Genomic DNA, 22,637 nt, shown 5'->3' with positions numbered 1-22,637 from the left:
ACCCGCCCGTGACAGCCCGCCGCCTCCGACTCCGCCGTGCCGCCCCGCTGCTCGGTGTCCTGCTCACGGTCGCGGCGTGCTCGGGCGGCCCGGACACCGAAGGGGGACCGGCCCAGGCCACCCCGGCACCCAGCGGTTCGGTCGCGGCCGTGTGCGACAAGGAACCCGCCGGCCCGACGACCGCACCCGCGGGAGCGGTCGTCGTCGACCCGGCGGTGCCGGGCGACCTCGCGGCGAAGACGCGCTCGGCAGGCCCGGGCACGACGTTCTGGCTCAAGCCGGGCAAGCACATCCTCGGCGACGACAAGTACGACCAGGTCACCCCCAAGGACGGCGACGTCTACATCGGCGCCCCGGGCGCGATCGTCGACGGCCGCAAGATCAACCAGTACGCGTTCACCGGGCACGCGGTGAACGTCAAGATCACCTACGTGACCGTGCAGGGCTTCGCCGCGCCGCACGACGAAGGCGTCGTCAACCACGACTCCGGGGACGGCTGGCTGATCGAGCACTCGACCATCCAGGACAACGACGGCGCCGGCCTGATGGCGGGCGCGCGCCAACAGGTGCGCGGCAACTGCCTGCGCCGCAACGGCCAGTACGGGATCAACGCCTACTCCGGCGCCACCCCGCTCACCGCGCTCGTCGTGGAGGGCAACGAGATCGCCGGCAACAACACCGGCGACTGGGAGACGAAGATCGACGGCTGCGGCTGCAGCGGCGGGATCAAGTTCTGGGACGTCAACGGCGCCGACGTGCGCGGCAACTGGGTGCACGACAACCACGGCACCGGGCTCTGGGCCGACACGAACAACAACGACTTCCTCATCGAAGGCAACCTCATCGAGAACAACGACGGTGCCGCCCTGATCTACGAGATCAGCTACAACGCCGTCATCCGGGACAACACGATCCGCAAGAACAACTGGGTCGACGGCCGCCGGTACGCCGACCGCGGCGACAACTTCCCGACGCCGACGATCTACATCTCCGAGTCCGGCGGCGAGCCGAGGATCAAGGCACGCACCGCGAAGATCGAGATCTCCCGCAACTACCTGGAGAACAACTGGTCCGGGATCACGTTGTGGGAGAACGCCGACCGCTTCTGCAACAGCCCCGCCAACACCTCCTCCGGCGACTGCACCCGGCTCGTACCGAACGTGAAGCAGTGCGCGGCCCCGGCCATCACGACCGGCCCGTTGCTGGCCGACTGCCGCTGGAAGACCCAGCACGTCGACATCCACGACAACAAGTTCGTCCTCGACCCGGCGATCGTCGGCTGCCAGGCCGCGTGCGGCCGGATGGGCCTGCTGTCGAACTTCGGCACCTACCCGGACTGGTCGCCGTACAAGGGCGAGGCGGTCCAGGAAGCGATCACGTTCAAGCAGGACAACCGCTGGCACGACAACAGCTACACCGGCCCGTGGACGTTCATCGTCTACACGACCGACCGCGTCCTCGAGGTCGGCGAGTGGGAAGGCACGCCGTACTCGCAGGACACCGGGAGCACGTACAGCGCACAGGGCGGGGGCTGACATGACGGCGCACACCGCATCGGTGGCGGGCATCCGCGGCGAGGCCGCGGCCGAACCGCCGTCCGCGACGCCGAAGTGGGCAGGGCTCGCCTGGGCGCTGCTCATCCTCAACACGCTCGGCTCGACGGGCGCGAAGACGGTCATCCCGCTGCCGCGTTCGGTCAGCCAGCTGGTCACGATGGGCGCGCTGATGACGGCCTTCGTGATCGCGCTGGTGCTGAACAAGCACCTGCGGATCCGCCCGAGCGCCTACCTGCTGCTGCTGACGCTGTTGCTGGTGACCAGCATCCTCTCCAGCGCCGACCTGCAGGAAGGCGCCGGCGCGCTGTTCCGGTGCTTCCGGCTGACGGTGTTCGTGTCCACGCTCTGGCTGCTGACCCGCTGGTGGGACGGCGGCTTCACCTTCGTCCGCTACCACATCCGCACCTACGCCATCGTGCTCGCGTCCGTGGCGATCGGCCTGGTGATCTCCCCGGGCAACGCGATGCCGGACATCTACGGCGGCCGGCTTTCGGGGGCGATCTGGCCGCTCACCCCGCCGCAGATCGGCCAGTACGCGGCGGTCATCGCCGGGCTCACGCTCCTCCTCTGGTTCGGGCGCCGCACGACGTGGCGCAGCGCGGTGTTCATCGTGGTGCCGGTGCTGGGCCTGCTGATGCTCACGCACACCCGCACCGCGACACTCGGCCTCGTCGCCGGGCTCGCGGTGGCCTTCCTGTCGATGCTGCTGACCAGCCCCCGCGCGCGGAAGGTGTTCGCGTGGACGGTCGGCGTCGGCGGGGTCGCCGGCCTGGTGCTCGCGGGCGCGCTCCAGACGTGGTTCCTCCGCGGGCAGAGTGCGGACAACTTCTCCAGCCTCACCGGCCGGGCGAAGGTGTGGGACGCCCTGCTGGAAGCCCCCCGAACGACGGCCGAGTACATCTTCGGCGTCGGCCTGACCGACAAGTCCTACGACGGCCTCCCGATCGACAACAGCTGGCTCGCGGTCTACCACGAGCAGGGCTTCGTCGGGATCGCCCTGGTCGCCGCGTTCCTGCTGACGCTGATCGTCGTCGCGGTCCTGCGGCCACCTTCGCTGGCGAGGGCGTGCGCGATCTTCCTGATCACCTACTGCGTATCGGCCTCCTACACCGAAGCTGGTCTCGGCGACGCGTCGCCGTATCTGCTGCACCTGGCCGTGGCCGCGTCACTGCTGGTCCGCGGGGTGCCGCAGTCCGACGAACAAGCATTCATCCCGGCGAAGGGGGCAAGCGCGTGAGGGTGCTCGTGGTGCACAACCGGTACCGGTCCGAGCAGCCGAGCGGCGAGAACAACGTCGTCGACGCCGAAGTCTCGCTGCTGGCCGAGGGCGGTCACGAGGTGTCGCTGTTCGAACGCCGCAGCGACGACATCGCGGCGATGCCGCTGCCCCGCAAGGCCGCGGTGCCGCTGATGGTGCCGTGGAACCCGGCGGTGCGGAAGGAGCTCGCCGCCCGGCTGCGCGCGAAGCGCCCGGACGTCGTGCACATCCACAACACGTTCCCGCTGCTGTCGCCGTCGGTGGTCGCCGCCTGCGCGGACGCGGGGGTGCCCGCGGTCGCGACGCTGCACAACTACACGATGGTCTGCCCGCCCGGCACGCTCCACCGCGACGGCCACATCTGCACCGAGTGCGTCGGCGGCTCGCCGTTGCCGGCGGTGAAGCACGGCTGCTACCGCGGTTCGACCGCGGCCACGCTCCCGATGGCGGCGAGCATGGTCGCGAACCGCCGCCGGTGGTGGACGGGCGTTTCGCGGTTCTTCTGCATTTCGGCGGCGCAACGCGACCTCCTGGTGTCGGCCGGGATGCCCGGCGAGCGGATGGCGGTGAAGCACAACTTCGTCACCGACCCCGGCGTCCGCCGCACCGGCGACGGCAAGCACGTGCTGTTCCTCGGCCGGATCACCGCGGAGAAGGGGGTCGGCCTGCTGATGCGGGCCTGGGACCGCCTCGGCGGTGCCCTCGGCGTTCCGCTGGTCATCGCCGGCACGGGCCCGATGCAGGACGAGGTCGCGGCCTGGGCGGGTGGACGCTCCGACGTCTCGTACGTGGGCCTCCAGAACAAGGCCGAGTGCCGTGCGCTCACGGCCGAAGCGGTGGCGGTGGTCGCGCCGTCGACGTGGCTGGAGGCGTTCGGCCTCGTGGTGGTGGAGGCGATGGCGGCGGGCGTGCCCACGGTCGCGGCCGCCCACGGGGCGTTCCCGGAGCTCGTCGAGGACGGCATCACCGGGCTCCTCCACCAGCCGGACGACGAGGTGTCGCTCGCGGAACGGCTGCGCGAGATCGTCGGCGACCGCAACCACGAGATGGGCGACGCGGCCCGCGTCCGGTACGAGAAGGACTTCACCCCGGCGGTCGGCCTGGACCGGCTGATCGCCGGGTACAAGGCGGCGATCGAGGCGTGAAGCAGCTGGTCCGGACGGCACCCGCGGTCCTGCCGGCCGCGCTGCGCACGCCGCTCGCGATGTCGGGGGCGCTGGCGACGGCGGTACTCGTCGCGCTCGCCATCCTCCACTTCCACGACTCCGGGCTGACGGGCGTCGACGCCGCGGTCCTGCCGTCGCTCGACGGGGTCGAGCCACCGTGGCGGTACGTCGCGCTCGTCATCGACTTCGGCGGCGAACCGGTGGGGTCGGTCGTGCTGGTCGCCCTGATTGCGGGGGTGTGCATTCTGGCCCGTCGCGCGCGGACGGCCGTGCTGACGGTGCTGGGCGTCCTGGTGACGGTGGCGGTGACGACACTCCTGAAGCCGATCGTCGGGCGCACCATCCACGGTGAGTTCCTGTCGTACCCGAGCGGGCACACGGCGCTGGCGACGGCGCTCGCGCTGATCATCGGCCTGCTGCTGGCCGACCGGCTGGGGCTCGGGCGGGCGAGCGCGGTGCCGCTGGTCCTCGGCCTGGCGCTGATCGCCGGGATCGCGATGGGCTGGGCCGAGGTGGCCTTGGGGGCGCATTACCCGACGGACGCGGTCGGCGGGTTCTGCGCCGCGCTGGCCGCGGTCCCGGCGACCGGGTGGGTGGTGGACCGCGTCGCCGACCGGCTCTGAGGACTTGCTGCGGGGTTGGCGAGCCGGGGGCGGCTGGGGGAGCGAGTGGCCAGCGGGTTTGGGAGCCTGGCGGGTGGTGGCTTGGTGGGCGGGTGTCGGCTGGGGGAGCGAGTCGCCGGTGGGCTCGGGGGCCCGGCGGGTAGCGGCTTGCTGAGCTGGTGCCGGCTGGAGGAGGACGTGTTCGGTGGGCTCGGCCGGGCCGTCGGCGGTCTGGGGGCGGCCGATCCCTTCCGCCGGTCGGCTGGTGGCCGGCCGCGGCTGAGGGAGCGCGTTGCCGATCGGTGCGCCGGGGCTGTCGGTCCGGGCGAGGGTCGTTCGTCGGTGGGGTGTCCGACTCGTGAAGGAGACCCCCATGATCCAAGACCTGATCGCGGCCGAGCGGCGGGAGCTGGCCGCCGTGCTGGACGGGCTTTCGCCGGCTGACTGGGTGGCGCCGACCTTGTGCGCCGGCTGGCGGGTGCCCGAGGTCGTCGCGCACGTGACCATGCCGTTCCGGTTCTCGGCCGGGCGGTTCGTGCGGGAGATGCTGAAGTCCGGCGGGCGGTTCAACGCCATGGCCGACCGCGTGGCCCGCCGCGACGCGGCCGAGCTGTCCCGCGAAGAACTGGTCGCCTCGCTGCGGGACAACGCCGACCACCCGTGGCGGCCGCCGGGCGGCGGGGCGGAAGGTGCCTTGAGCCACGACGTGATCCACGGGCTGGACATCACGACCGCTCTCGGTCTCGAACGCCGGGTTCCGCTGGAACGCCTCGAGGTGATCTTCGCGACGATGAAGCCCAAGCAGGTCAAGTACTTCGGAGCCGACCTGGACGGCGTCGCCTTGCGTGCCGACGACCTCGACTGGTCGTACGGCTCCGGCGCCCCGCTCACCGGGGCGGCCCAGGACCTGTTGCTCGTGCTGTGCGATCGGCGGTTGCCCGCCGGGCGTCTTCGAGGGGAGGCGAGTGCGCGCTTCACCACGGTCTGAGTTCCTTCCGCAATTGGTCCATTGTGGATAGACGAGGGGTGCCGAACCGCAACGCCTGGAAACCGGCGTCGCGGGCGGCGCTGACGTTTTCTTCGCGGTCGTCGATGAGCAGCACGCGGTCGGGTACCACGTCGAGCCGGCGGCACAGCGTGGCGAACGCTTCCGGATCGGGCTTGCGCACGCCGATGTCCCCGCTGACGAACCAGTCGGTGATGTACTCGCCGAGCCCGAACCGCTCGCGCAGCAGTTTCGACCACTCGCTCACGTCGTTGCTCAGGCAGGCGAGCCGCACGCTGGTGGCTTCGAGTTCGGCGAGCAGGGCGACCGCGCCTTCGGTGAGGCGGTGGTTCAGGCAGTACGCCTCGTCCGACGTCCCGGTTGTGCCCGCTGCCGCCCAGAAGTCCGCGGAGGACATCTTGCCCAGGCTGCATTCCCGGTACAGCTGGGCGATTTCCGCGCCGTCCAGCACGCAGCCGTGGCTGCGGAGGTACGGCACCAGCAGGTCCGCGACGTCGTCGGCGCACGAGTAGAGCACGCCCATGGCGTCGAAGACCACGACGTCGATCGCGTCGCGGTCGCGGGCTGGGGGAGTGGAGGTCGATGGGGCCATGTCTTCGACGGTACCGAACACTTGTGCGAGCGCCATCGCTGAAAAGGGTGAAGTGTGTGCGTCCGAAATTCTCCGTTCGCGACTTTTCCCTTGTGCGACAAGGGAAATCTCGGCAATCGGAGCGGACGCCGGTGGAAACTGTCGGACCCGGTCGGCAAGCTCGTGATCAGCAGCCGGCGGGCCCACCGTCGAACGAAGAGCACTCGTCCTGCGAGTAGGGCTCGGCCCGCCAGCCCGCAGTGTCGACCGTCCTGGAGGTGTCATGAACGACGAAGGCCCACGGCCCGGTGTAGGAGTTGGCGTGCCACCGGTCGTCCTGGTGGAACGTGATGGCCTCCTCGACCGCGGTTCCCTTGTAGGGGGACCAGTCCGGGAAGGTCCCGTAGTTCGAAAGCAGCGCCATCCGGCCGCACAGGCTCGTGCAGCCGACCCGGCCGGGGTCGAACCGGAAGGTGTTCCCGTGGATCTCGACCAGCTGCGTCTTCCAGCGGCAGTCGTCGTACGCCGGCGGCTTCTCGATCGTGCCCGCGGCGCACGAAGACTTCTGCGCGACCTTGGTGCAGTAGCCCGAAGACGTGTTCGCCGGGCTGTTGCAGAAGCGGTCGGCGTTCTCCCACAACGTGATCCCGGCCCAGTTGTCCTCGAAGGTGTTCCCGCTGATGTCGACGGTCGAGGTCCGCGCCGGCACGCGGGGTTCGCCGCCGGACTCCGACAGGTACACCGTCGCCACCGGGAAGTTGTCGCCGCGGGCGGCGAACGCGCGGCCCTGCACCAGGGTGTTGCCGCGGAACGTGTTGCCGCGCAGCACGAGGTTGTAGCTGGTCTCGTAGAACAGCGCCTCGGCCGCGTTCGCCTCGAACAGGTTGTCCTCGACGAGGAAGTCGTTGTTGTTCGTGTCGGCCCACAGGCCCGCGCCGTGGTTGCCGTGGACCCAGTTGCCGCGGACGTCGGCCCCGTTCACGGCCCAGAACTTGGCGCCGCCGCTGCACCCGCAGCCCGGCACCTTGGTCTCCCAGTCGCCGGTGTTGTTGCCGGTGATCTCGTTGCCCTCCAGCACGAGCCCGGTGATGCCGTCGCCGGCCTGGTAGGCGTTGAGCCCGTACTGGCCGTTGTCGCGCAGGCAGGTGTGCCGGACGACCTGGTGCGCCCCGGCCATCAGGCCGGCGCCGGCGTTGTCTTCGATGGTGGTGTTCTCGATGAGCCAGCCGTCGCCGGAGTCGTGGTTGACCACGCCCTGGTCCTGGAGGGCGGCGAAGCCGCGGATGGTGAGCCCGCGGATCTCGACGTCACGCGCCCGCTGGGTGAAGGCCGCGCGGTTGACGCCGCGGCCGTCGACGACGGCGCCCGGTGCGCCGAGGTAGACGTCGCCGTCCTTCGGGGCGACCTGGCCGAACTCGTCCGTGCCGAGGGTGTGGGTGCCGGGGCGGAGCCAGAACGTCGTGCCGGGCGGGTGCGCCGCCGTCTGGGCGGAGAGGTCCCCGTCGACGCCCGGATCGACGGAGACGGCTCCGGAAGGCGGTTCCTCGTGTTCCGCGGGCTGGTGGTCGCACACCGGCCCGGGACCGTCGGCCGCCTGCGCGATCGCCGGGCAGGCCGCGGCGATCAGGAGCGAGCAAGCGGCGACGAGGAGCGCACGGGATCTGCCCATGGCAGGAAGCTACGCACGAACGGGCCGGAAAACAGTCCCCCTCCGGCGTCCTCATCGGACCCACGGGGTGAATCCGGCCCGTCGGCGAGGGGCCGCGCGGGGTCAGGCGTACTTGCGGAACACGGGCTGCACCGGGCGCCCGCCCATCCAGGGCGCCGGGTCCTGGGCGTCGAGCGCCTTCCGGTACACCGTGCAGGCCTGGGAGACCACGTCGATCGTCTTGTCGATGTCGGCTTCGGTGAGCGCGGCACTGACCACGAAGGACGGTCCGAGCACGCCGCCGCCGATCAGCTCGCGCAGGAACAGCGTCCGGTAGGGCTGCGACGGCTTGCCCTGCTCGTCGAGCGTGCCGAAGACGAGGTTGCTGGCCCGGCCGCGGACGACGACGTGGTCCTCGACGCCCATCCCGGCCGCCACCTCGCGGACGCCGGTGGCGAGCCGGTCGCCGAGTGCGTGGAGCCTGCCGACGACGTCCTCGTCGCGGTAGACGTCCATCACCGCCATCGCGGCGGCGAGCGAGTGGGTCTCGGCGCCGTGGGTGGTGGACAGCAGGAAAACGCGTTCGCGGTCGCTGCGCAGGCCGCCGAGCTCCATCAGCTCCCGCTTGCCGGCCAGCGCCGAGACGGCGAAGCCGTTGCCGAGCGCCTTGCCGAACGTCGAGAGGTCGGGCGTGACGCCGTAGAGGCCCTGCGCGCCGTGGGCGGACCACCGGAAGCCGGTGATCATCTCGTCGAAGACCAGCACCACGCCGTACCGGGTGGCCAGCTCGCGCAGGCCCTGCAGGTACCCCGGCGGCGGCTCCACCGCCGCGGCCGCCTCCAGGATCAGGCACGCGATCTCGCCGTCGTGGCGCTGCAGCAGCTCCTCCGTGGCCTGCAGGTCGCCGTACGGGAAGGACACCGTCGACTCGGTCGCCTCGGCCGGGATGCCGGCGTTCATCGGCGTGGTGCCGATGAACCAGTCGTCGGTGGAGAAGAAGGCGTGGTCGGCGCACTTGGCGACCAGCTTGCGGCCGGTGGCGGCGCGGGCCAGCTTGACGGCGGCGGTCGTGGCGTCGGAGCCGTTCTTGGTGAACTTCACCATGTCGGCGGTCGGGACGTTCTCGAGGAACCGCTCGGCCGCCTCGGCCTCGATGATCGACGGGCGGATGAAGTTGCTGCCCTTTTCGAGCTCGCCGCGGACCGCTTCGAGCACCCGCGGGTGGGCGTGGCCGAGGATGACCGCCCGGAGTCCGGAGCCGTACTCGATGTACTCGTTGCCGTCGACGTCCCAGACGTGGCCGCCGCGGCCGTGGGAGATGACCGGGGCCATCCCTTCGGGATACTGGTCCGAGCCCTTGGCGTAGGTGTGGGCACCGCCCGGGATGACCCGGTGCAGGCGGGCGTTCGCCTCCGTGGAGCGGGGCAAGTTCGTTCCCATGGGGGTCACCTCGTTGGTTTCAACGCCTCTAGGAGAGACGGCGCGCGCTCATCCCGGTCACTGACCATTGTGACCGACAGTGGCCACGAAATGTCCAATTCTGGGTCTTTGTACGAAATTGTGATGTCTTCCGACGGGTCGTGCGGCCGGTCGATACGGTACGACACGTCCGAGACTTCGGTGAGTGACTGGAATCCGTGCGCGCAGCCGGCCGGGATGTACACGGAAACCTGCGTCTCACCGGAAAGTTCGAACGTTTTGACATTGCGGAACGTGGGCGAATCCGGTCGGAGATCCACCACGACGTCGAAGATCGCGCCGTACGAGCACCGCACCAGCTTCGCCTCGCCGGCCCCGCCGCGCAGGTGCATGCCGCGGACGACTCCCTTGCGGGAGCGGGAAAGGCTGTCCTGGGCGAAGCCGTCCGGGTCGATGCCCACCGACGCGACGACATCGCGGTCGAACGTCCGGCTGAAGAAGCCGCGCTGGTCGGCGTGCGGGGTCGGCTCGAACAGGTACACGCCCTCGATCTCGGGCACCGGAATGGCCTTCATCGCGCACCCCCGAAGAGGGCCGCCGAAAGGGCGGCGAACTGGTCCTTGAGTCGTTGCACGTTGTTCTCGTTCCGTTCCGCCAGGATCTGGCGCAGCTCCGGCGAACGGCTTTCGAGTTCGGTGAACTGCTCGACGAGCCGGTCGAAGTCGACGGTCTTCGCCCGCTGGGTGAAGCCGTCGAGGCCCATCTCCGCCATGAGCACGTCGTTCTTCCGCGCGTACCCGATCGCGACGGTCGGTTTCGCGACCTTCAGAGCGCAGAGCACGTTGTGGTAGCGCGTGGCCACCACGCTGTCCACCGCCGCCATCTCGTGCATCAGCTCGTCCAAGGTCTCCGCCGAGGCCGCCGTGACCAGCGGGGAAGCGGTCTTCTCGAGGATCTCGTCGACGACCTGCCGGTCGATCTGGTCGCCGATGAACAACCGGACCGGTCTGCCCTGGTCAACGAGCCAGGCGACGAAACGGTTCATCGTGTCCACGTAGTGGCGGTAGATGCGGTCGCCGTCGGCGCGGTCGTCGTTGCCGCCGTAGTAGGCCATCACGCCGACTCCGACGGTGCCCGGCGGGCCGTCGGCGGCCGGGGTGGGGAGGGAGAACGCGAGGTCGGGGTAGACCTCGTCGCGGCTGGTGTCGACACCCATGGCGCGCATGGCGTCACGGGAGATGTCGTCCCGGTAGGAGCGGTAGGCGGCCAGGCGGCCGGCCCAGCGGACGAGCGTCCGGGTCGCCCGCGCGCTGATGTGGTTCGCGCCGACGCTGACCAGCGCGATCTTGGTGCCGAAGAGCCGCCCGGTGGCGGAAAGGAGGAAGAGCGAATACGGAAAACCCCACGGACGCAGCGGAAGCGTCGCTTCGAGGACGCCCATGCCGGGCACGATGACGACGTCCTGCTCGCGGACCCAGGCGGCCGTGCGGCCGATGTCGACCAGCTTGCCGAATCCCTTGAGGACGATCGACCGCAGGCCGGACGCCGTCTCGTACTCGGCCTGGTTCCAGTGCAGGGGCGTGGTGTCGACGCCGTACCGCTCGCGGACGATGTCCGGGCCGCCCACCAGGCCGGTCAGGACGGCGTCCGGGTGTTCGGCGCGCAGGTAGCCGAGCACGGCTTCGAGGGAACCGTCGTTGCCGAGGTTCCCCGAGCCGAGCAGGCCGAAGACGCCGACGCGCGGGGCACGCTTCACGCGAGCCTGCCTTCCCGGCCGGCCACGATCTCGTTGACCGTGGTCACGTCGGAGGCGGTCGGCGCGCGGTCCTCGACGCGTTCGCCGTGGCCGGAGCGCGCCCGGTTCGTCAGCCAGGCGCCGAGGTGGCCGAAGCACTCGCGCTTGTCGGCGGCCGAGATCGGCGCGCGCCGGATGAGGTCCGCGAACCCGTAGACGTACTCGCCGAGCAGGCGGACGGTGGGATTCCGGAGCCGGTTCGCGCGCCGCGGGTCCAGATTCGCGCACCGGCTCCGGATGGTCGGGTTGGCCCGTTCCGCGCGGCCCGGGTGGTCGCGGCGGAAGTAGAGCAGCTCGGGTACCTGGTAGAAGGGGCCGTGCAGGGCCATCTCGGCCGAGTACGTCCGGTCCGCGTGGTGGTAGCTGTCGAGCGGCTTGACGCGGCGGAGGACGTCGGCGCGGATGACGCCGTAGAAGTCGTCGCCGCCGGGCTCGAACAGGATGCTGCGGAAGCGGTCCGGCGCGTGCCGGGAGCCGGTGTCCAACGTGTACTGCAGCGGCTGGACGATGCGGCCGTCGCCGTCGATGATGGCCTGGTCGCAGTGGGCGAGGATGATGTCCGGGCGCTCGTCGAGGGCGTCGACGCACCGCTTGAGCAGGTCGCGGGCGTAGAGGTCGTCGTGGGAGACCCACTTGAAGAGCTCGGTGCGGGAGACGTCGAACACGAAGTTGTGGTTCGGCGTCGCGCCGATGTTCTTCGGCTGGCGGACGTAGCGGATGCGGGAGTCCTTCTCCGCGTAGCGGCGGCAGATCTCGTCCGTGCCGTCCGTGGAGGCGTTGTCCGAGATGACCAGCTCGAAGTCTTCGTAGGTCTGGCCGAGCAGGGCTTCCAGTGACTCGGCGAGGTACTCCTCGCCGTTGTACACCGGGAGGCCGAGGCTCAGCCGCGGGACGGTGGTCATGGAGTCCTCATTCCTTGATGGGCTCTTTGATCGGCTCGAAGACGACGGTGGGCTCGTCGGCGGACGGCGGGACGTAGTCGCGCAGCCCGAGGCGCAACTGCAGCCACCAGACGACGGAGCCGGTGAGCGTCGCGGTCGCGACGCCCCACGCGGATCCGGCCGCGCCGCCGAGGAAGGCGCCGGCGATGCCGAACGTGACGTAGAACAGGGAGGCGATCAGCTGGGAACGCAGGCTCCGCTTGGCCGCGCCCAGCGCGCGGAGCCCGGCGGCCGCGCCGGTGGCGAAGCTCGCGCCGACCACGGCCAGGGTGACGGGGAGGATCAGCGGGGACGAGGAGTCCCACACCGAGCCCATCACCCAGCGGCCGGCGCTGTCGGGCACCAGGAGCAGCAGGCCGAGGCCCCAGCACAGGGCGGCGGCGGCCTGCCCGCCGCCGAGGATCACGCAGAAGTGCTTCAGCCGGTGCGGCGCCCGCTGAAGCACCCGCGCGCCCTCGGCGACGGTGACCAGGGAAAGCCCCATGAGCAGGGCCAGGAAGGGGCCGAGGAGCTGTTCGGCGCCGCGGACCGCGCCGACGGCGGTGATGCCGGCGATGGCGCCGAGGCCGTAGGCGCGCAGCTGGGACGCGCCGCTGTTGCTGACGTTCTCGACCAGGTACCGGACGCTGAGGTCGCGCTGGTTGCGGAGCCAGCCGGCCAGCTCCCGCGGGTGCGGGAGGATGCCGGTCTGGAACCAGCCGTAGACCGCGGCGAGCGCGGCCGCGATGCCCCAGGCGAGCACGAACGCGACGACCGTCCCGACCCGGCCGGCGATGAACAGCGCCGGGATCAGGGCGACGCCGCACACGACGTCGTTGAGGAACGCCTTCTTGCCCTGCCCGCGGGCGAAGAACGCGAACCGCCAGGCGTCCTGCAGCAGCAGGCCCGGCAGGACGACGGCGAGCGCGACGAAGGCGTTGCCGAGCGGGCCGCCCGCGGCCAGCCCGGCGACCAGGCTGATCAGGCCGGTCACGCAGCCGACGCCGATGGCGGTGCCCGACGCGCTGGCGACCCCCAGGCGCCAGCGGTCCTCGGGCACCGCGCTGAACCGCACCATCAGCGGGTCGGTGGCCAGGCCGCGGGACACGTTCAGCACCACGCCGTAGGTGACCCAGGCGAGGCTGAAGATGCCGAACGCGAACGTGCCGAGCTCGCGGGCCACGTACAGCCCGACGGCGAAGTTCGTCAGGCTGGACACCGCCTGGTCGCCGAGGCCCCAGCTCAACCGTCCGGCCATCGCGCGCACCGCGCCCGACCGGAAGATCGAGCGCGGGGCACGGCGGTGGTTGGCCACGTCGCTCACTCCTTGACCAGGCCGGCGTCGTGGAGGGCGCGGGCGGCGACGTCGACGATGTCGAAGGGCAGCCCGGCCCGCTCGGCGATGTCGAGGAGGCTGTGCGAACCGTCGGAGAGGTTGAGCACCCACAGCATCGCCATCTGGGCCTGCTTGGCGTCGCTGCGGCCGCCGAGCGAGTCGTACAGCCCGCGCTTGCCGAGCTGCGGCTCGCCGTACGGGCTGAGGTTGACGTACCGGCGGTTGCGGTCCAGGACGCCGATGGCATCCCGCAACGCGCTGAGCGTGTCCTCCATGGCCGCGGGCGAGACGAAACCCGGGTTGTCGGCCGACGTGTGGTACTCGGGGTAGCCCGCGTACGGCGTCCGCGTCAGGGAGCCGACGCCGAGGTTGAAGCCCGGCGAGCAGAACTGGCGCTCGTCGTAGCCGTACGGCGAGAAGTCGACGACGCGGTGTTCGCGCGAGCGCAGCACGTGCTGCATGACGCGGTCGATCTCGGCGTCGTCGCGGCGGGACTTCTTGTACGTCAACGGCCCCGGGTCGCCCGCGCAGGCCAGCACCAGGCCGTGACGAACCTTCTCGATCCGGGAAGCGTTGCGCGCCAGCCAGGTGATCGAGCCGATCGTCCCCGGCATGAACAGGAAGCGGTACGTGTAATGGGGATCAACCAGCTGCTGCGCCAGCGAGATCGCCACCGCGATGCCGGCCAGGTTGTCGTTCGCCAGCGACGGGTGGCAGACGTGGCAGGACACGATGACCTCGTCGGTGACGCGGCCCGGGACGACGTGCTCGCCGTAGGTCAGCGAGCCGTCGGCGAGGGTCGAGTCGATGACGACGTCGTACTCGCCGTCGGGCAGCGCGTCGAGCTTCTCCTGCGCGAGGCAGAAACCCCAGGCCGGGGCGTAGTAGCTGGTCCGGTAGGGCACCCACGACGGCTGGTCCGGCAGCGTGTGCAGGTGCTCCCGCAGCTCACTCAGCGGCATCCGCCGCCGCACCGGGACGCTGTAGCCGACGACGTGCAGGTTCAGCTCCTGGAAGTCGATCACGCGCTCACCCGAAGGCGAAGCGACGTACGCGTCCCAGATGTTCCACTCCTGCGGGATCGTCCAGTCCAGCACCGCGGTGCCCGTCGGGACTTCATGGCGTTCCAAGGGGATGTGCTCGCCGATGATGTCCAGGGTCTGCCGCACGCCGTCGCCGGTGATGCTGCGGCAGATCGGGTACAGCCGTTCGACCAGGGCGTGCAGCTCCGCGCCCGTCCGCAGCTGCGGGCCCGTCACCTAACGCCGCCGCATGGTGTCGTCGATGCGGCCGGCTTCGCCTTCGCTCTTCAGCCAGGCGAGCCGGGTGAACAGCTGCTGGAACGACTCCCGGGTCAGCCCGTACTTGCGGTACGCCTCGATCAGTTCGACGGCGCCGTCCTTGACCGACCATTCGCACGCGAAGCCCGGGATGGCCTCGCGGAAGCGCGAGAAGTCGACGCGGTACGAGCGCGGGTCGGCGCCGGCCTCGCCGGTGATGTTCAGCGTCGAGCCCGGCACGGCCTCGACGACCTCCTGGGCGATCTCGGCGACGGTGACGTTGTTGTCCTCGGTGCCGATGTTGAACGCCTTGTTGTGCACGGCCTCCTTCGGCGCGGTCAGGGCCGCGGTGAAGGCGCGCGCGATGTCCTGGGCGTGCACCAGCGGCCGCCACGGCGTGCCGTCCGAGAGCACCAGCACCTCGCCGGACAGGTGCGCGTGCGCGGTCAGGTTGTTCAGCACGATGTCGCCGCGCAGCCGCGGCGAGTAGCCGAACGCGGTCGCGTTGCGCATGTAGACCGGGGTGAAGTCGTCGTCGGCGAGCTCGTGGACGTCGGCCTCGACGCGCACCTTCGACTCGGCGTACGGCGTCACCGGCTTCAGCGGCGCGTCCTCGTCGACCAGGTTGTCGCCGCCGGCGCCGTACACCGAGCAGGTCGACGCGTAGATGTACCGCTGGACGCCGGCGTCCTTCGCCAGCTTCGCGAGCTTCACCGACGCGTGGTGGTTGATGTCGTAGGTCAGCTCGGGCGCGAGCGAGCCCAGCGGGTCGTTCGACAGCGCGGCCAGGTGGATCACGGCGTCGAAGCCCTCGACGTGCGAAACGGTGACGTCGCGCAGGTCGACGGCCACCCCGGCCGGGTCGGCCGGGGCCGGGCCGAGCAGGCAGGACTCGAAGAGCCCGGAGTCGAGGCCGACGACCTCGTGGCCGGCGGCGGCGAGCACCGGGGCCATCACCGTCCCCAGGTAGCCCTTGTGCCCCGTCAGCAACACCCGCATCGGATTCAGCCCTTCAGGTCGAGAGTGAGTTTCTTGACGAAAAACGCTTCGGCGTACTTCGCGGCGGCTTCGATGCCGCGGATCCGGGCCAGCCCGAGGAACGCTTCGCGGTCGTACCAGCCGCGGTGCCGCTGCGACGCGTAGTGCTCCTGCAGTAGCCGGACCTTCGATTCGGCGACGTCGTCGTCGAGCGGCTGGTACACCGAGGGGCTGCCGAGGTCGCCGTCCCACTTGACGATCTCGTACCCCAGCGCCAGGTGGTCGCGGAACGCCGTCGGCACCAGCTTGGCGAGGCCGCGGTGGTCCTGGTGCGCGTCGTCGGTGCGAGGCGCCAGGATGAGGTCCGGGTCGGTCCGCCGCCGCAGCTCTTCGAGCGCGTTCTTGGCCTCTTCCCAATGCGCCGGGAACCGGCCGTCGGGCAGCTTGAGCACCGTGACGTCGACGTCCGCGCCCGGGCAGAACGCGGCCAGCGCGGCCCGCTCCTCGTCCTCGCGGGGCGTGCCGCCGCCGGAGAGGACCAGCGCGTCGACGCGCAGGCCCGGCCGGGACGCGCACAGCGTCAGCAGCGTGCCGCCGGCGCCGATCGCGATGTCGTCGCAGTGCGCGCCGAGCGCGACCACGCTGCCGAGCCGTCCCGGCCGCAGCCCGATCACGCCGTGCTCGCGACGGGGCGCTCCCAGAGCGCCCACGGCCGGTCGCCGTGGGTGTAGGCGTCGTCGAGCGCCGCGCGCTCCTTGACCGTGTCGGTCGGCTTCCAGAACCCGCGGTACGGGTAGGCCAGCAGCCGCCCGCGCTTGGCCAGCTCGCCGCAGCCGTCGGCGACCAGGTCGCCGTTCTCCGGGATGTGGTCGAACACTTCCTGCCGCAGCACGAAGTAGCCGCCGTTCTCCCACAGCGGCATTTCGCTGACCGCGGTGATCGAGCCGACCATGCCGCCCTCGTCCATTTCGACGCAGTGGAACGACGACTGCGGCGGCACGACCATCATCGACGCTCCCGCGTCGGTGTTGCGGAAGCGCTCGATCATGTCGGGCAGCGGGACGTCGGACAGGACGTCGGCGTAGTTCGCGAGGAACATCTCGTCGCCGTCGAGGTAGTCGCGGACGCGGCGCAGGCGCTCGCCGATCGGCGACTCGATGCCGGTCTGCACGAAGGTGATCGTCCAGTCGGCGATGTCGGTCGAGAGCAGTTCCGCCTGCCCGTTGCGCAGGATGAAGTCGTTGGAAATGGTTTCCTGGTAGTTCAGGAAGAAGTTCTTGATGTGCGCCGCGCCGTAACCGAGGCACAGGATGAATTCGGTGTGGCCGAAATGCGCGTAGTAACGCATCACGTGCCAGATGAGCGGTCTCGGACCGACCATCGCCATCGGCTTCGGGACGTCGTCGGCCGCGCCGTTGCGCATCCGCATCCCGTAGCCACCGCAGAAGAGAACGACCTTCACGTCACTGCACCTCGACGATTTCCAGGTGGGGGATCGGGAACACGAGCTTTCCGCCCCACGCCCCGATGTAGGAGAGTTGTCCGGTCAGTTCCTCCCGGAGGTTCCACGGGAGGACGAGCACGTAGTCGGGCCGGTCGGCTTCGATGCGCTCCGGGGGCAGCACCGGGATCCGGGTGCCCGGGGTGAACCGGCCGTGCTTGTACGGGTTGCGATCGACCGTGTACGGCAGCAGGTCCGTCCGGATGCCGCAGTGGTTGAGCAGGGTGTTGCCCTTGCCCGGGGCGCCGTAGCCGACGACGGTCTTCCCGTCGTTGCGCGCCTCGATGAGGAACTTCAGCAGGTCCAGCCGCACGCGGGTGACGCGCTCGGCGAACTCGGTGTACCCGGACAGCTCGTGCAGCCCGGCGGCCTTCTCGCGCTCCAGCACGTCGGTCATCCGCTCGCTCGGCTCACCGGCGACGCCGTCGGGACGCGCCCACAGCCGGATGGACCCACCGTGCGTCGGCAGCAGTTCGACGTCGACCACGGTCAGGCCGCCGGTCGCGAGGGCCCGGCGCGCGGATTCGACCGTGTAGTACTGGAAGTGCTCGTGGTAGATCGTGTCGTACTGGTTCTTCTCGATCAGCGTGAGCAGGTGCTGGACCTCGATGGAGACCCAGCCGTCGTCCGCCACCAGCGCCCGCAGGCCCTTGGTGAAGCCGAGGACGTCGGGGATGTGCGCGTACACGTTGTTCGCGGCGACGAGGTCGGCCGGGCCGTGCTCCTCGCGCACCTGGCGGCCGGTTTCCTCGGAGAGGAACGCGGTCAGGGTGGGCACGCCGGCGTCGCGCGCGGCTTGCCCGACGTTCACCGAGGGTTCCACGCCCAGACACCGGATGCCGTGCCCGACGACGTGCTTGAGCAGGTAGCCGTCGTTGCTCGCGACCTCGACGACGAAGGACTTCTCGCCGAGCCCGAGCCGCTCGACCGCGCCGTCGACGAACCGCTTCGCGTGCTCGACCCACGACGTCGAAAAGGACGAGAAGTAGGCGTACTCGGTGAAGGTGTCGTCGGGGTCGATCAGCGGGGGGATCTGGGCGAGCCAGCAGTCGGTGCACACCTTGAGGTGGAGCGGGAAGGTGGCCTCCGGCTCGTCGAGCTGTTCGGCGGTCAGGAATCGCTCACACGGGGGAGTCGCGCCGAGGTCGACGACGCCGGCCGTGTTTGTCGAACCGCAGAGTCGACATGTGGTCATCTACCAGGCTCCTTGGCTCGCGGTCGCGATGTGCGCTTAACACGTCGAGCAGGGGTGGATCGCCGTTACAGCGACGCGGGAGCCGGTCGTGGACCGATTCGGAACCGCAACCTGAATGGCCTAATAGTGGCGGAGATCACGCATCGTACCGGATCGTACCCGTAACGTCCACAGTGGACCGGTCATAGGCTGGCCGGATGACTTCGGAGCCGACACCCCGCCTGGGCGGGTTCGCGGGCGTGGTGCTCACGATCCGCTTCCTCACCGAGCTGGCCCTGCTGGGCGGCCTCGCCCTGGCGGGCACCCAGCTCGGCACCGGGGTGGCGCTGGCGATCGTCGACGCGGTCCTGTTGCCGCTGGTCGCCGCCGCGCTCTGGGGCCTGTTCATCGCCCCGCGCGCCCGCCGCCGCCTCCCGGAACCGGCCCGCTTCCTGGTGGAGTTCGCCCTGTTCGCGGGCGCCGGCGTGGTGCTCGTGCTGGTGGGGTGGCCGGTGAGCGGGATCGTACTGGCGGTGGCCGGCATCGGCGTCGCGGCGCTGACCCGCGTCGTCGCCAAAGACGGCTGAAGCCCTCCGCGCCGCAATGGCGCAGAGGGCTCAGGCAAATTGCCGAACGAAAATCGCTCAGCCGATCTTTTCCGCGGCCGGGATCACGTCGGTGCCGAACTTCTCCAGCACCGCCGGGTTGTGGACGTGCGGGACCATTCCGAGCGCCACGTCGATACCCAGCCCGTGCAGCCGCTCCAGTTCCTTCAGCAGCTCGCCGGACTTCGAGCCGTCCTCGCCGATGTCGAGGATGTGGTAGACGGTCTTGGTGATCGAGTCGTAGTCGCGGCCCTCGTTCTCGCAGTGCTGCTTGAGGACGTCGAGCTTGTGCTCCAGCTCCGGGCTGTTGAACAGGTTGCACTGGTCGGCGTACTTCGCGACCAGCCGCAGCGTCTTCTTCTCGCCCCCGCCGCCGATCATGATCGGGGGACGCGGGTCCGACAGGGCCTGTGGGACGTTCAGCAGCCGCGCCGCGTCGAAGTGCTTGCTCTTGAACGGCTCGTCGCCGTCCGCCCACATCTGCAGCACGTACTGGAGGTTCTCCTCCAGCAGCTCGAAGCGCTCGGCGACCGGCGGGAAGGGGAAGCCGAGGCCGCGGGACTCGTCCTCGTTCCAGCCCGCGCCGATGCCGAGGATCGCGCGGCCGCCCGAGAGGACGTCCAGGGTCGTGATCGCCTTGGCCAGCAGGCCCGGGTGGCGGTAGAGGACGCCGGTGACGACCGTGAGGAGCTTCGCCCGCGAAGTGTGCGCCGCGATGAAACCGAGGGTCGTGTACGCCTCGAGCATGTCGTTTTCTATCGCGCCGACCCCGCCGATCTGGAAGAAGTGGTCCATCACTGCGATGGAGTCGAAGCCCGCGCTGTCGGCGGTGCGGACGACGGCGGCCAGGTCGGCGCCCAGCGCGGACGCCCCGTTCGGCCAGGTGAAGTCGGGGATCTGCAGTCCGAGTTTCATGCTTCCCGACCGTATACCTGGAGTTGCCCCAGCCGCGGGCTCAGAAATCGCCGACGACGGAAACCCGGCCGTTCAGGGGATCGGTGACCCACACCGCGCGCGTGCGCTGGTCGACCGCGACGTCGCCGGGGTTCACGCCCAGCGACAGCTCGCCGGTCAGCGTGCCGGTCGCGCCGTCGACCCGGCTGAGGCCGTTCTGGCCGCCGTTGGTGTACACCGTGTTCGTGCCCTGGTGCACGGCCAGCGCCGAGGATTCACTGCGCAGCAACACGGTCTTGCGCTCGGCGTGGGTGGCCGCGTCCACAATGGACATGTGGTGGATGCCGGAGTTCGCGACGTACACCGTGCCGCTCGCCGCGTGCACCGCGACCGCCGTGGGCCGCGCCCCGACCTTCACGCTGGTCACAAACTTACCGCTGTCGATCGAAAAGACCTCGACCGAATCGGTCGCCGTGCTGGCGCAGTAGGCCAGCTTGCGGCCGGGGTCGACGGCGATCCCGGCGAGGCTCGGCTTCGGCCCCGGCACGAGGGCCGCCAGCGTGCAGCTGACGCCGTCGAGCACGGCGAGCGTGCCGGTGGCGGCGCTCGCCGCGTAGACGCGGTTGGCCTGCTCGTCCACGGCGAGCGTGGCCGCTCCCGTCCCGGCGCCGATCACGCTCACCAGGTCGTGCGTGCGGCCGTCGAGGACCACGACGGTGCCCGCCGGCGGGTTCGCGACGTAGATCCGGCCGGCCTTCGGGTCGACGGCGACGTCGCCCGGCTCGCCGCCGACGTGGACCAGCGCGACCACCGCGGCGCTGCGCGGGTCGACGACGGACACCGCACCCGCCTCGGGATCGGCGACGTACGCGAGCCCCGTGACCGGGTTCACCGCCACCCCGGTCGGCGTGCCGCCGACGTCGATCGAGCGGACCTCTTCCGCGCGCGCCGCCCCCGGCAGGACCAGAGCCCCGGCGCCGGCCGTGACCAGGGCGAACAGGGCCCTCCGGCCGATCGGGCGACCTCGCATCGGCGCCTCCGCTCGTGATCAACTCGCCTTCCGAGCGTAACCCGCGCGATGCTCACGTGAAGGAACTTCGCGTCGCCCGATCGCGTTGTTTCCGATGGGTAACCCCACTTCCAGAGCGGACGGAGGCGAGCGCGCGTGCACGGGCACCAGAACGGACTCAAGACGGCGTTGCTGCTCGGCCTGCTGTCGGCGATCATCATCGCGATCAGCGGGCTCTTCGGCCGCGGTGCCCTGGTCATCGGCCTGCTCATCGCGCTCGGGATGAACGCCTACGCGTACTTCAACTCGGACAAGCTGGCGCTGCGCGCGATGCGGGCGCGGCCGGTGTCCGAGGTCGAGCAGCCCGCGATGTACCGGATCGTGCGCGAGCTGGCGCAGGTCGCCCGCCAGCCGATGCCGCAGCTCTACCTGAGCCCGACGGTCGCGCCGAACGCGTTCGCCACCGGCCGCAGCCCGCGGCACGCGGCCGTGTGCTGCACCACCGGCATCCTCGACCTGCTCGACGAGCGCGAGCTGCGGGCCGTGCTCGGGCACGAGCTGTCCCACGTCTACAACCGCGACATCCTGATCTCGTGCGTGGCCGGCGCGCTGGCCAGCGTGATCAGCGTGCTCGCGAACATCGCGCTGTTCTTCGGGGGCAACAACCGCGACGGCAGTCCCCTGGTCAGCCTCATGTTGATCTTCGTAGGGCCGATCGCGGCCGCCGTGATCCGGATGGGTGTGAGCCGGTCGCGGGAGTACCAGGCCGACGCGTCCGGCGCCGAGCTCACCGGCGACCCGCTGGGCCTGGCCTCGGCGCTGCGGAAGCTCGACGCGGGCACGCGGGCGCGGCCGCTGGTGGCCGAGCCGCAGCTGGTGTCGCAGTCGCACCTGATGATCGCGAACCCGTTCCGCCCCGGCGAGGGCCTGAGCAAGCTCTTCTCCACGCACCCGCCGATCGCCGACCGGATCCGGCGGCTCGAGGAAATGGCCCGCCGCGGGCCGGGCGGCTTCTAGGCCGACGCTCCCGCCGCGACGGCGACCGCCTTGACGTAGTCGCCGTAGCCGGACTTCGCCAGCTTCGCGCCCAGCGCGTAGCACTCCTGGGCGTCGATGAAGCCCATCCGCAGCGCGATCTCCTCCAGGCACGCGATGCGCACGCCGGTGCGGTGCTCCAGCACCTGCACGAACTGGCCGGCTTCGAGCAGCGAGTCGTGCGTGCCGGTGTCGAGCCAGGCGAACCCGCGGCTGAGCTCGACCAGCGTGGCCCGGTCCTGCCGCAGGTAGGTCAGGTTGACGTCGGTGATCTCCAGCTCGCCGCGCCGCGACGGCTTCAGCGAGCGCGCGATTTCGACGACGTCGTTCTCGTAGAAGTACAGCCCGGTGATCGCCTTGTTCGAACGCGGCTTCGCGGGCTTTTCTTCGATCGTGCGCAGCTTGCCGTCGGGGCCGACCTCGCCGACGCCGTAGCGCTCGGGGTCCTTCACCGGGTAGCCGAACAGGACGCAGCCGTCGAGCTCGCGCACGGCCTGCTGCAGGCGGCTGGAGAAGCCCTGGCCGTAGAAGATGTTGTCGCCGAGCACGAGCGCCACGTCGTCGTCGCCGATGAAGTCCGCGCCGATCACGAACGCCTCGGCCAGGCCGTTGGGGCTGGGCTGCTCGGCGTAGGAGAACGAGACGCCGAACTGGTCGCCGCTGCCCAGCAGCCGGCGGAACATCGGCAGGTCGGTGGGGGTGGAGATGATGAGGATCTCGCGGATCCCGGCCAGCATCAGCACCGAGATCGGGTAGTAGACCATCGGCTTGTCGTAGACCGGCAGCAGCTGCTTCGACACCGCCTGGGTGATCGGGTGCAGGCGGGTCCCGCTGCCTCCGGCCAGCACGATGCCCTTCATGAACTGCCTCCCTCTCGTCGGCCA

Annotated in this window: 22 protein-coding genes; 7 read left to right on the top strand and 15 right to left on the bottom strand. The window is 70.4% G+C overall.

Going from position 1 to position 22,637, the window contains the following annotated elements; all coding sequences use genetic code 11:
• Nucleotides 1–8: 8 nt before the first annotated feature.
• The 5 genes from EIY87_RS19315 to EIY87_RS19295 all read left to right on the top strand — a co-directional run bounded on the left by EIY87_RS19315 (nucleotide 9) and on the right by EIY87_RS19295 (nucleotide 5,570).
• The gene (locus tag EIY87_RS19315) at nucleotides 9–1,535 is read left to right on the top strand and encodes a right-handed parallel beta-helix repeat-containing protein (RefSeq protein WP_125310111.1); all 1,527 of its coding nucleotides are present in this window, start codon (nucleotides 9–11) and stop codon (nucleotides 1,533–1,535) included.
• Between the two features lies 1 nt (nucleotide 1,536).
• Nucleotides 1,537–2,793, top strand: coding sequence for an O-antigen ligase domain-containing protein (locus EIY87_RS19310; protein WP_225439941.1), 1,257 nt, complete (start codon nucleotides 1,537–1,539; stop codon nucleotides 2,791–2,793).
• Nucleotides 2,790–3,959 carry a glycosyltransferase gene (locus EIY87_RS19305; protein ID WP_125310108.1) on the top strand — a complete coding sequence of 390 codons (1,170 nt, stop codon included), beginning with the start codon at nucleotides 2,790–2,792 and terminating at the stop codon, nucleotides 3,957–3,959. Before EIY87_RS19310 ends, EIY87_RS19305 begins: the two co-directional genes overlap by 4 nt.
• Nucleotides 3,956–4,603: a phosphatase PAP2 family protein gene (locus tag EIY87_RS19300; protein ID WP_125310106.1), complete on the top strand. Its 648-nt coding sequence runs from the start codon at nucleotides 3,956–3,958 to the stop codon at nucleotides 4,601–4,603. The genes EIY87_RS19305 and EIY87_RS19300 overlap by 4 nt, the downstream gene beginning before the upstream one ends.
• A 352-nt stretch (nucleotides 4,604–4,955) precedes the next feature.
• Nucleotides 4,956–5,570, top strand: a complete 615-nt coding sequence (locus EIY87_RS19295) for a maleylpyruvate isomerase family mycothiol-dependent enzyme (protein WP_125310104.1) — start codon at nucleotides 4,956–4,958, stop codon at nucleotides 5,568–5,570.
• Here EIY87_RS19295 and EIY87_RS19290 read toward each other — a convergent pair.
• The 12 genes from EIY87_RS19290 to EIY87_RS19235 form a co-directional block, all read right to left on the bottom strand.
• Complete coding sequence (locus EIY87_RS19290; protein WP_158641312.1) at nucleotides 5,557–6,180, bottom strand: HAD family hydrolase; 624 nt, start codon at nucleotides 6,178–6,180, stop codon at nucleotides 5,557–5,559. The two genes, EIY87_RS19295 and EIY87_RS19290, sit on opposite strands and share 14 nt — an antisense overlap.
• 166 nt (nucleotides 6,181–6,346) lie before the next feature.
• Nucleotides 6,347–7,828: a right-handed parallel beta-helix repeat-containing protein gene (locus EIY87_RS19285; RefSeq protein WP_191984173.1), complete on the bottom strand. Its 1,482-nt coding sequence runs from the start codon at nucleotides 7,826–7,828 to the stop codon at nucleotides 6,347–6,349.
• A 102-nt stretch (nucleotides 7,829–7,930) separates the two neighbouring features.
• The gene (locus EIY87_RS19280) at nucleotides 7,931–9,247 is read right to left on the bottom strand and encodes a glutamate-1-semialdehyde 2,1-aminomutase (RefSeq protein WP_125310099.1); all 1,317 of its coding nucleotides are present in this window, start codon (nucleotides 9,245–9,247) and stop codon (nucleotides 7,931–7,933) included.
• Nucleotides 9,248–9,252: 5 nt separating this feature from the next.
• Nucleotides 9,253–9,801 (bottom strand): dTDP-4-dehydrorhamnose 3,5-epimerase family protein, encoded by a 549-nt coding sequence (locus tag EIY87_RS19275; RefSeq protein WP_125310097.1) that lies wholly within the window; start codon nucleotides 9,799–9,801, stop codon nucleotides 9,253–9,255.
• On the bottom strand, nucleotides 9,798–10,982 hold the full coding sequence (locus tag EIY87_RS19270; protein WP_125310095.1) for a polysaccharide pyruvyl transferase family protein: 1,185 nt from the start codon (nucleotides 10,980–10,982) through the stop codon (nucleotides 9,798–9,800). Before EIY87_RS19270 ends, EIY87_RS19275 begins: the two co-directional genes overlap by 4 nt.
• A complete protein-coding gene (locus tag EIY87_RS19265; RefSeq protein ID WP_125310093.1) occupies nucleotides 10,979–11,923 on the bottom strand; it encodes a glycosyltransferase family 2 protein in 945 nt (314 codons plus the stop codon). Before EIY87_RS19265 ends, EIY87_RS19270 begins: the two co-directional genes overlap by 4 nt.
• A 7-nt stretch (nucleotides 11,924–11,930) precedes the next feature.
• The gene (locus tag EIY87_RS19260; RefSeq protein WP_125310090.1) at nucleotides 11,931–13,256 is read right to left on the bottom strand and encodes an MATE family efflux transporter; all 1,326 of its coding nucleotides are present in this window, start codon (nucleotides 13,254–13,256) and stop codon (nucleotides 11,931–11,933) included.
• Between the two features lie 5 nt (nucleotides 13,257–13,261).
• Entirely contained in the window at nucleotides 13,262–14,536 is a 1,275-nt protein-coding gene (locus EIY87_RS19255; protein WP_125310087.1) for a DUF4910 domain-containing protein, read from the bottom strand.
• On the bottom strand, nucleotides 14,537–15,556 hold the full coding sequence (locus EIY87_RS19250; protein ID WP_125310084.1) for an NAD-dependent epimerase/dehydratase family protein: 1,020 nt from the start codon (nucleotides 15,554–15,556) through the stop codon (nucleotides 14,537–14,539).
• A gap of 5 nt (nucleotides 15,557–15,561) precedes the next feature.
• A complete protein-coding gene (locus EIY87_RS19245) occupies nucleotides 15,562–16,209 on the bottom strand; it encodes a PIG-L deacetylase family protein (protein WP_125310304.1) in 648 nt (215 codons plus the stop codon).
• Nucleotides 16,206–16,997, bottom strand: a complete 792-nt coding sequence (locus tag EIY87_RS19240; RefSeq protein WP_125310082.1) for a glycosyltransferase family protein — start codon at nucleotides 16,995–16,997, stop codon at nucleotides 16,206–16,208. Before EIY87_RS19240 ends, EIY87_RS19245 begins: the two co-directional genes overlap by 4 nt.
• Nucleotide 16,998: 1 nt before the next feature.
• On the bottom strand, nucleotides 16,999–18,231 hold the full coding sequence (locus EIY87_RS19235) for a class I SAM-dependent methyltransferase (protein ID WP_125310080.1): 1,233 nt from the start codon (nucleotides 18,229–18,231) through the stop codon (nucleotides 16,999–17,001).
• 197 nt (nucleotides 18,232–18,428) lie between these two features.
• Between EIY87_RS19235 and EIY87_RS19230 the strand changes: the two genes are divergently transcribed.
• A complete protein-coding gene (locus EIY87_RS19230) occupies nucleotides 18,429–18,797 on the top strand; it encodes a YrdB family protein (RefSeq protein WP_191984172.1) in 369 nt (122 codons plus the stop codon).
• Nucleotides 18,798–18,854: 57 nt separating this feature from the next.
• Here EIY87_RS19230 and EIY87_RS19225 read toward each other — a convergent pair whose 3' ends face one another.
• Nucleotides 18,855–19,730 (bottom strand): LLM class F420-dependent oxidoreductase, encoded by an 876-nt coding sequence (locus tag EIY87_RS19225; protein WP_125310078.1) that lies wholly within the window; start codon nucleotides 19,728–19,730, stop codon nucleotides 18,855–18,857.
• A 40-nt stretch (nucleotides 19,731–19,770) separates the two neighbouring features.
• Nucleotides 19,771–20,739: a YncE family protein gene (locus EIY87_RS19220; protein ID WP_125310076.1), complete on the bottom strand. Its 969-nt coding sequence runs from the start codon at nucleotides 20,737–20,739 to the stop codon at nucleotides 19,771–19,773.
• 135 nt (nucleotides 20,740–20,874) lie between these two features.
• Between EIY87_RS19220 and htpX the strand changes: the two genes are divergently transcribed.
• Complete coding sequence (gene htpX / locus EIY87_RS19215) at nucleotides 20,875–21,735, top strand: zinc metalloprotease HtpX (RefSeq protein WP_125310074.1); 861 nt, start codon at nucleotides 20,875–20,877, stop codon at nucleotides 21,733–21,735.
• Here htpX and rfbA read toward each other — a convergent pair.
• Nucleotides 21,732–22,613 (bottom strand): glucose-1-phosphate thymidylyltransferase RfbA, encoded by an 882-nt coding sequence (gene rfbA / locus EIY87_RS19210; RefSeq protein ID WP_125310072.1) that lies wholly within the window; start codon nucleotides 22,611–22,613, stop codon nucleotides 21,732–21,734. The genes htpX and rfbA overlap by 4 nt on opposite strands.
• Nucleotides 22,614–22,637: the final 24 nt, after the last annotated feature.

Source organism: Amycolatopsis eburnea (assembly GCF_003937945.1).
In the GTDB taxonomy this organism is placed as follows: Bacteria; Actinomycetota; Actinomycetes; order Mycobacteriales; family Pseudonocardiaceae; genus Amycolatopsis; species Amycolatopsis eburnea.
Note: the sequence above shows the minus strand (reverse complement) of the source record. Positions and strands in the feature narration are given on the sequence as shown.

Bases quoted from the DNA above. Each gene is read 5' to 3' on its own strand.
- EIY87_RS19310 (WP_225439941.1), top strand. From the start codon at position 1,537: ATGACGGCGCACACCGCATCGGTGGCGGGCATCCGCGGCGAGGCCGCG.
- EIY87_RS19265 (WP_125310093.1), bottom strand. From the start codon at position 11,923: ATGACCACCGTCCCGCGGCTGAGCCTCGGCCTCCCGGTGTACAACGGC.
- EIY87_RS19230 (WP_191984172.1), top strand. From the start codon at position 18,429: ATGACTTCGGAGCCGACACCCCGCCTGGGCGGGTTCGCGGGCGTGGTG.
- EIY87_RS19275 (WP_125310097.1), bottom strand. From the start codon at position 9,801: ATGAAGGCCATTCCGGTGCCCGAGATCGAGGGCGTGTACCTGTTCGAG.
- EIY87_RS19295 (WP_125310104.1), top strand. From the start codon at position 4,956: ATGATCCAAGACCTGATCGCGGCCGAGCGGCGGGAGCTGGCCGCCGTG.
- EIY87_RS19285 (WP_191984173.1), bottom strand. From the start codon at position 7,828: ATGGGCAGATCCCGTGCGCTCCTCGTCGCCGCTTGCTCGCTCCTGATC.
- EIY87_RS19235 (WP_125310080.1), bottom strand. From the start codon at position 18,231: ATGACCACATGTCGACTCTGCGGTTCGACAAACACGGCCGGCGTCGTC.
- EIY87_RS19250 (WP_125310084.1), bottom strand. From the start codon at position 15,556: ATGCGGGTGTTGCTGACGGGGCACAAGGGCTACCTGGGGACGGTGATG.
- EIY87_RS19290 (WP_158641312.1), bottom strand. From the start codon at position 6,180: ATGGCCCCATCGACCTCCACTCCCCCAGCCCGCGACCGCGACGCGATC.
- rfbA (WP_125310072.1), bottom strand. From the start codon at position 22,613: ATGAAGGGCATCGTGCTGGCCGGAGGCAGCGGGACCCGCCTGCACCCG.
- EIY87_RS19225 (WP_125310078.1), bottom strand. From the start codon at position 19,730: ATGAAACTCGGACTGCAGATCCCCGACTTCACCTGGCCGAACGGGGCG.
- EIY87_RS19280 (WP_125310099.1), bottom strand. From the start codon at position 9,247: ATGGGAACGAACTTGCCCCGCTCCACGGAGGCGAACGCCCGCCTGCAC.
- EIY87_RS19220 (WP_125310076.1), bottom strand. From the start codon at position 20,739: ATGCGAGGTCGCCCGATCGGCCGGAGGGCCCTGTTCGCCCTGGTCACG.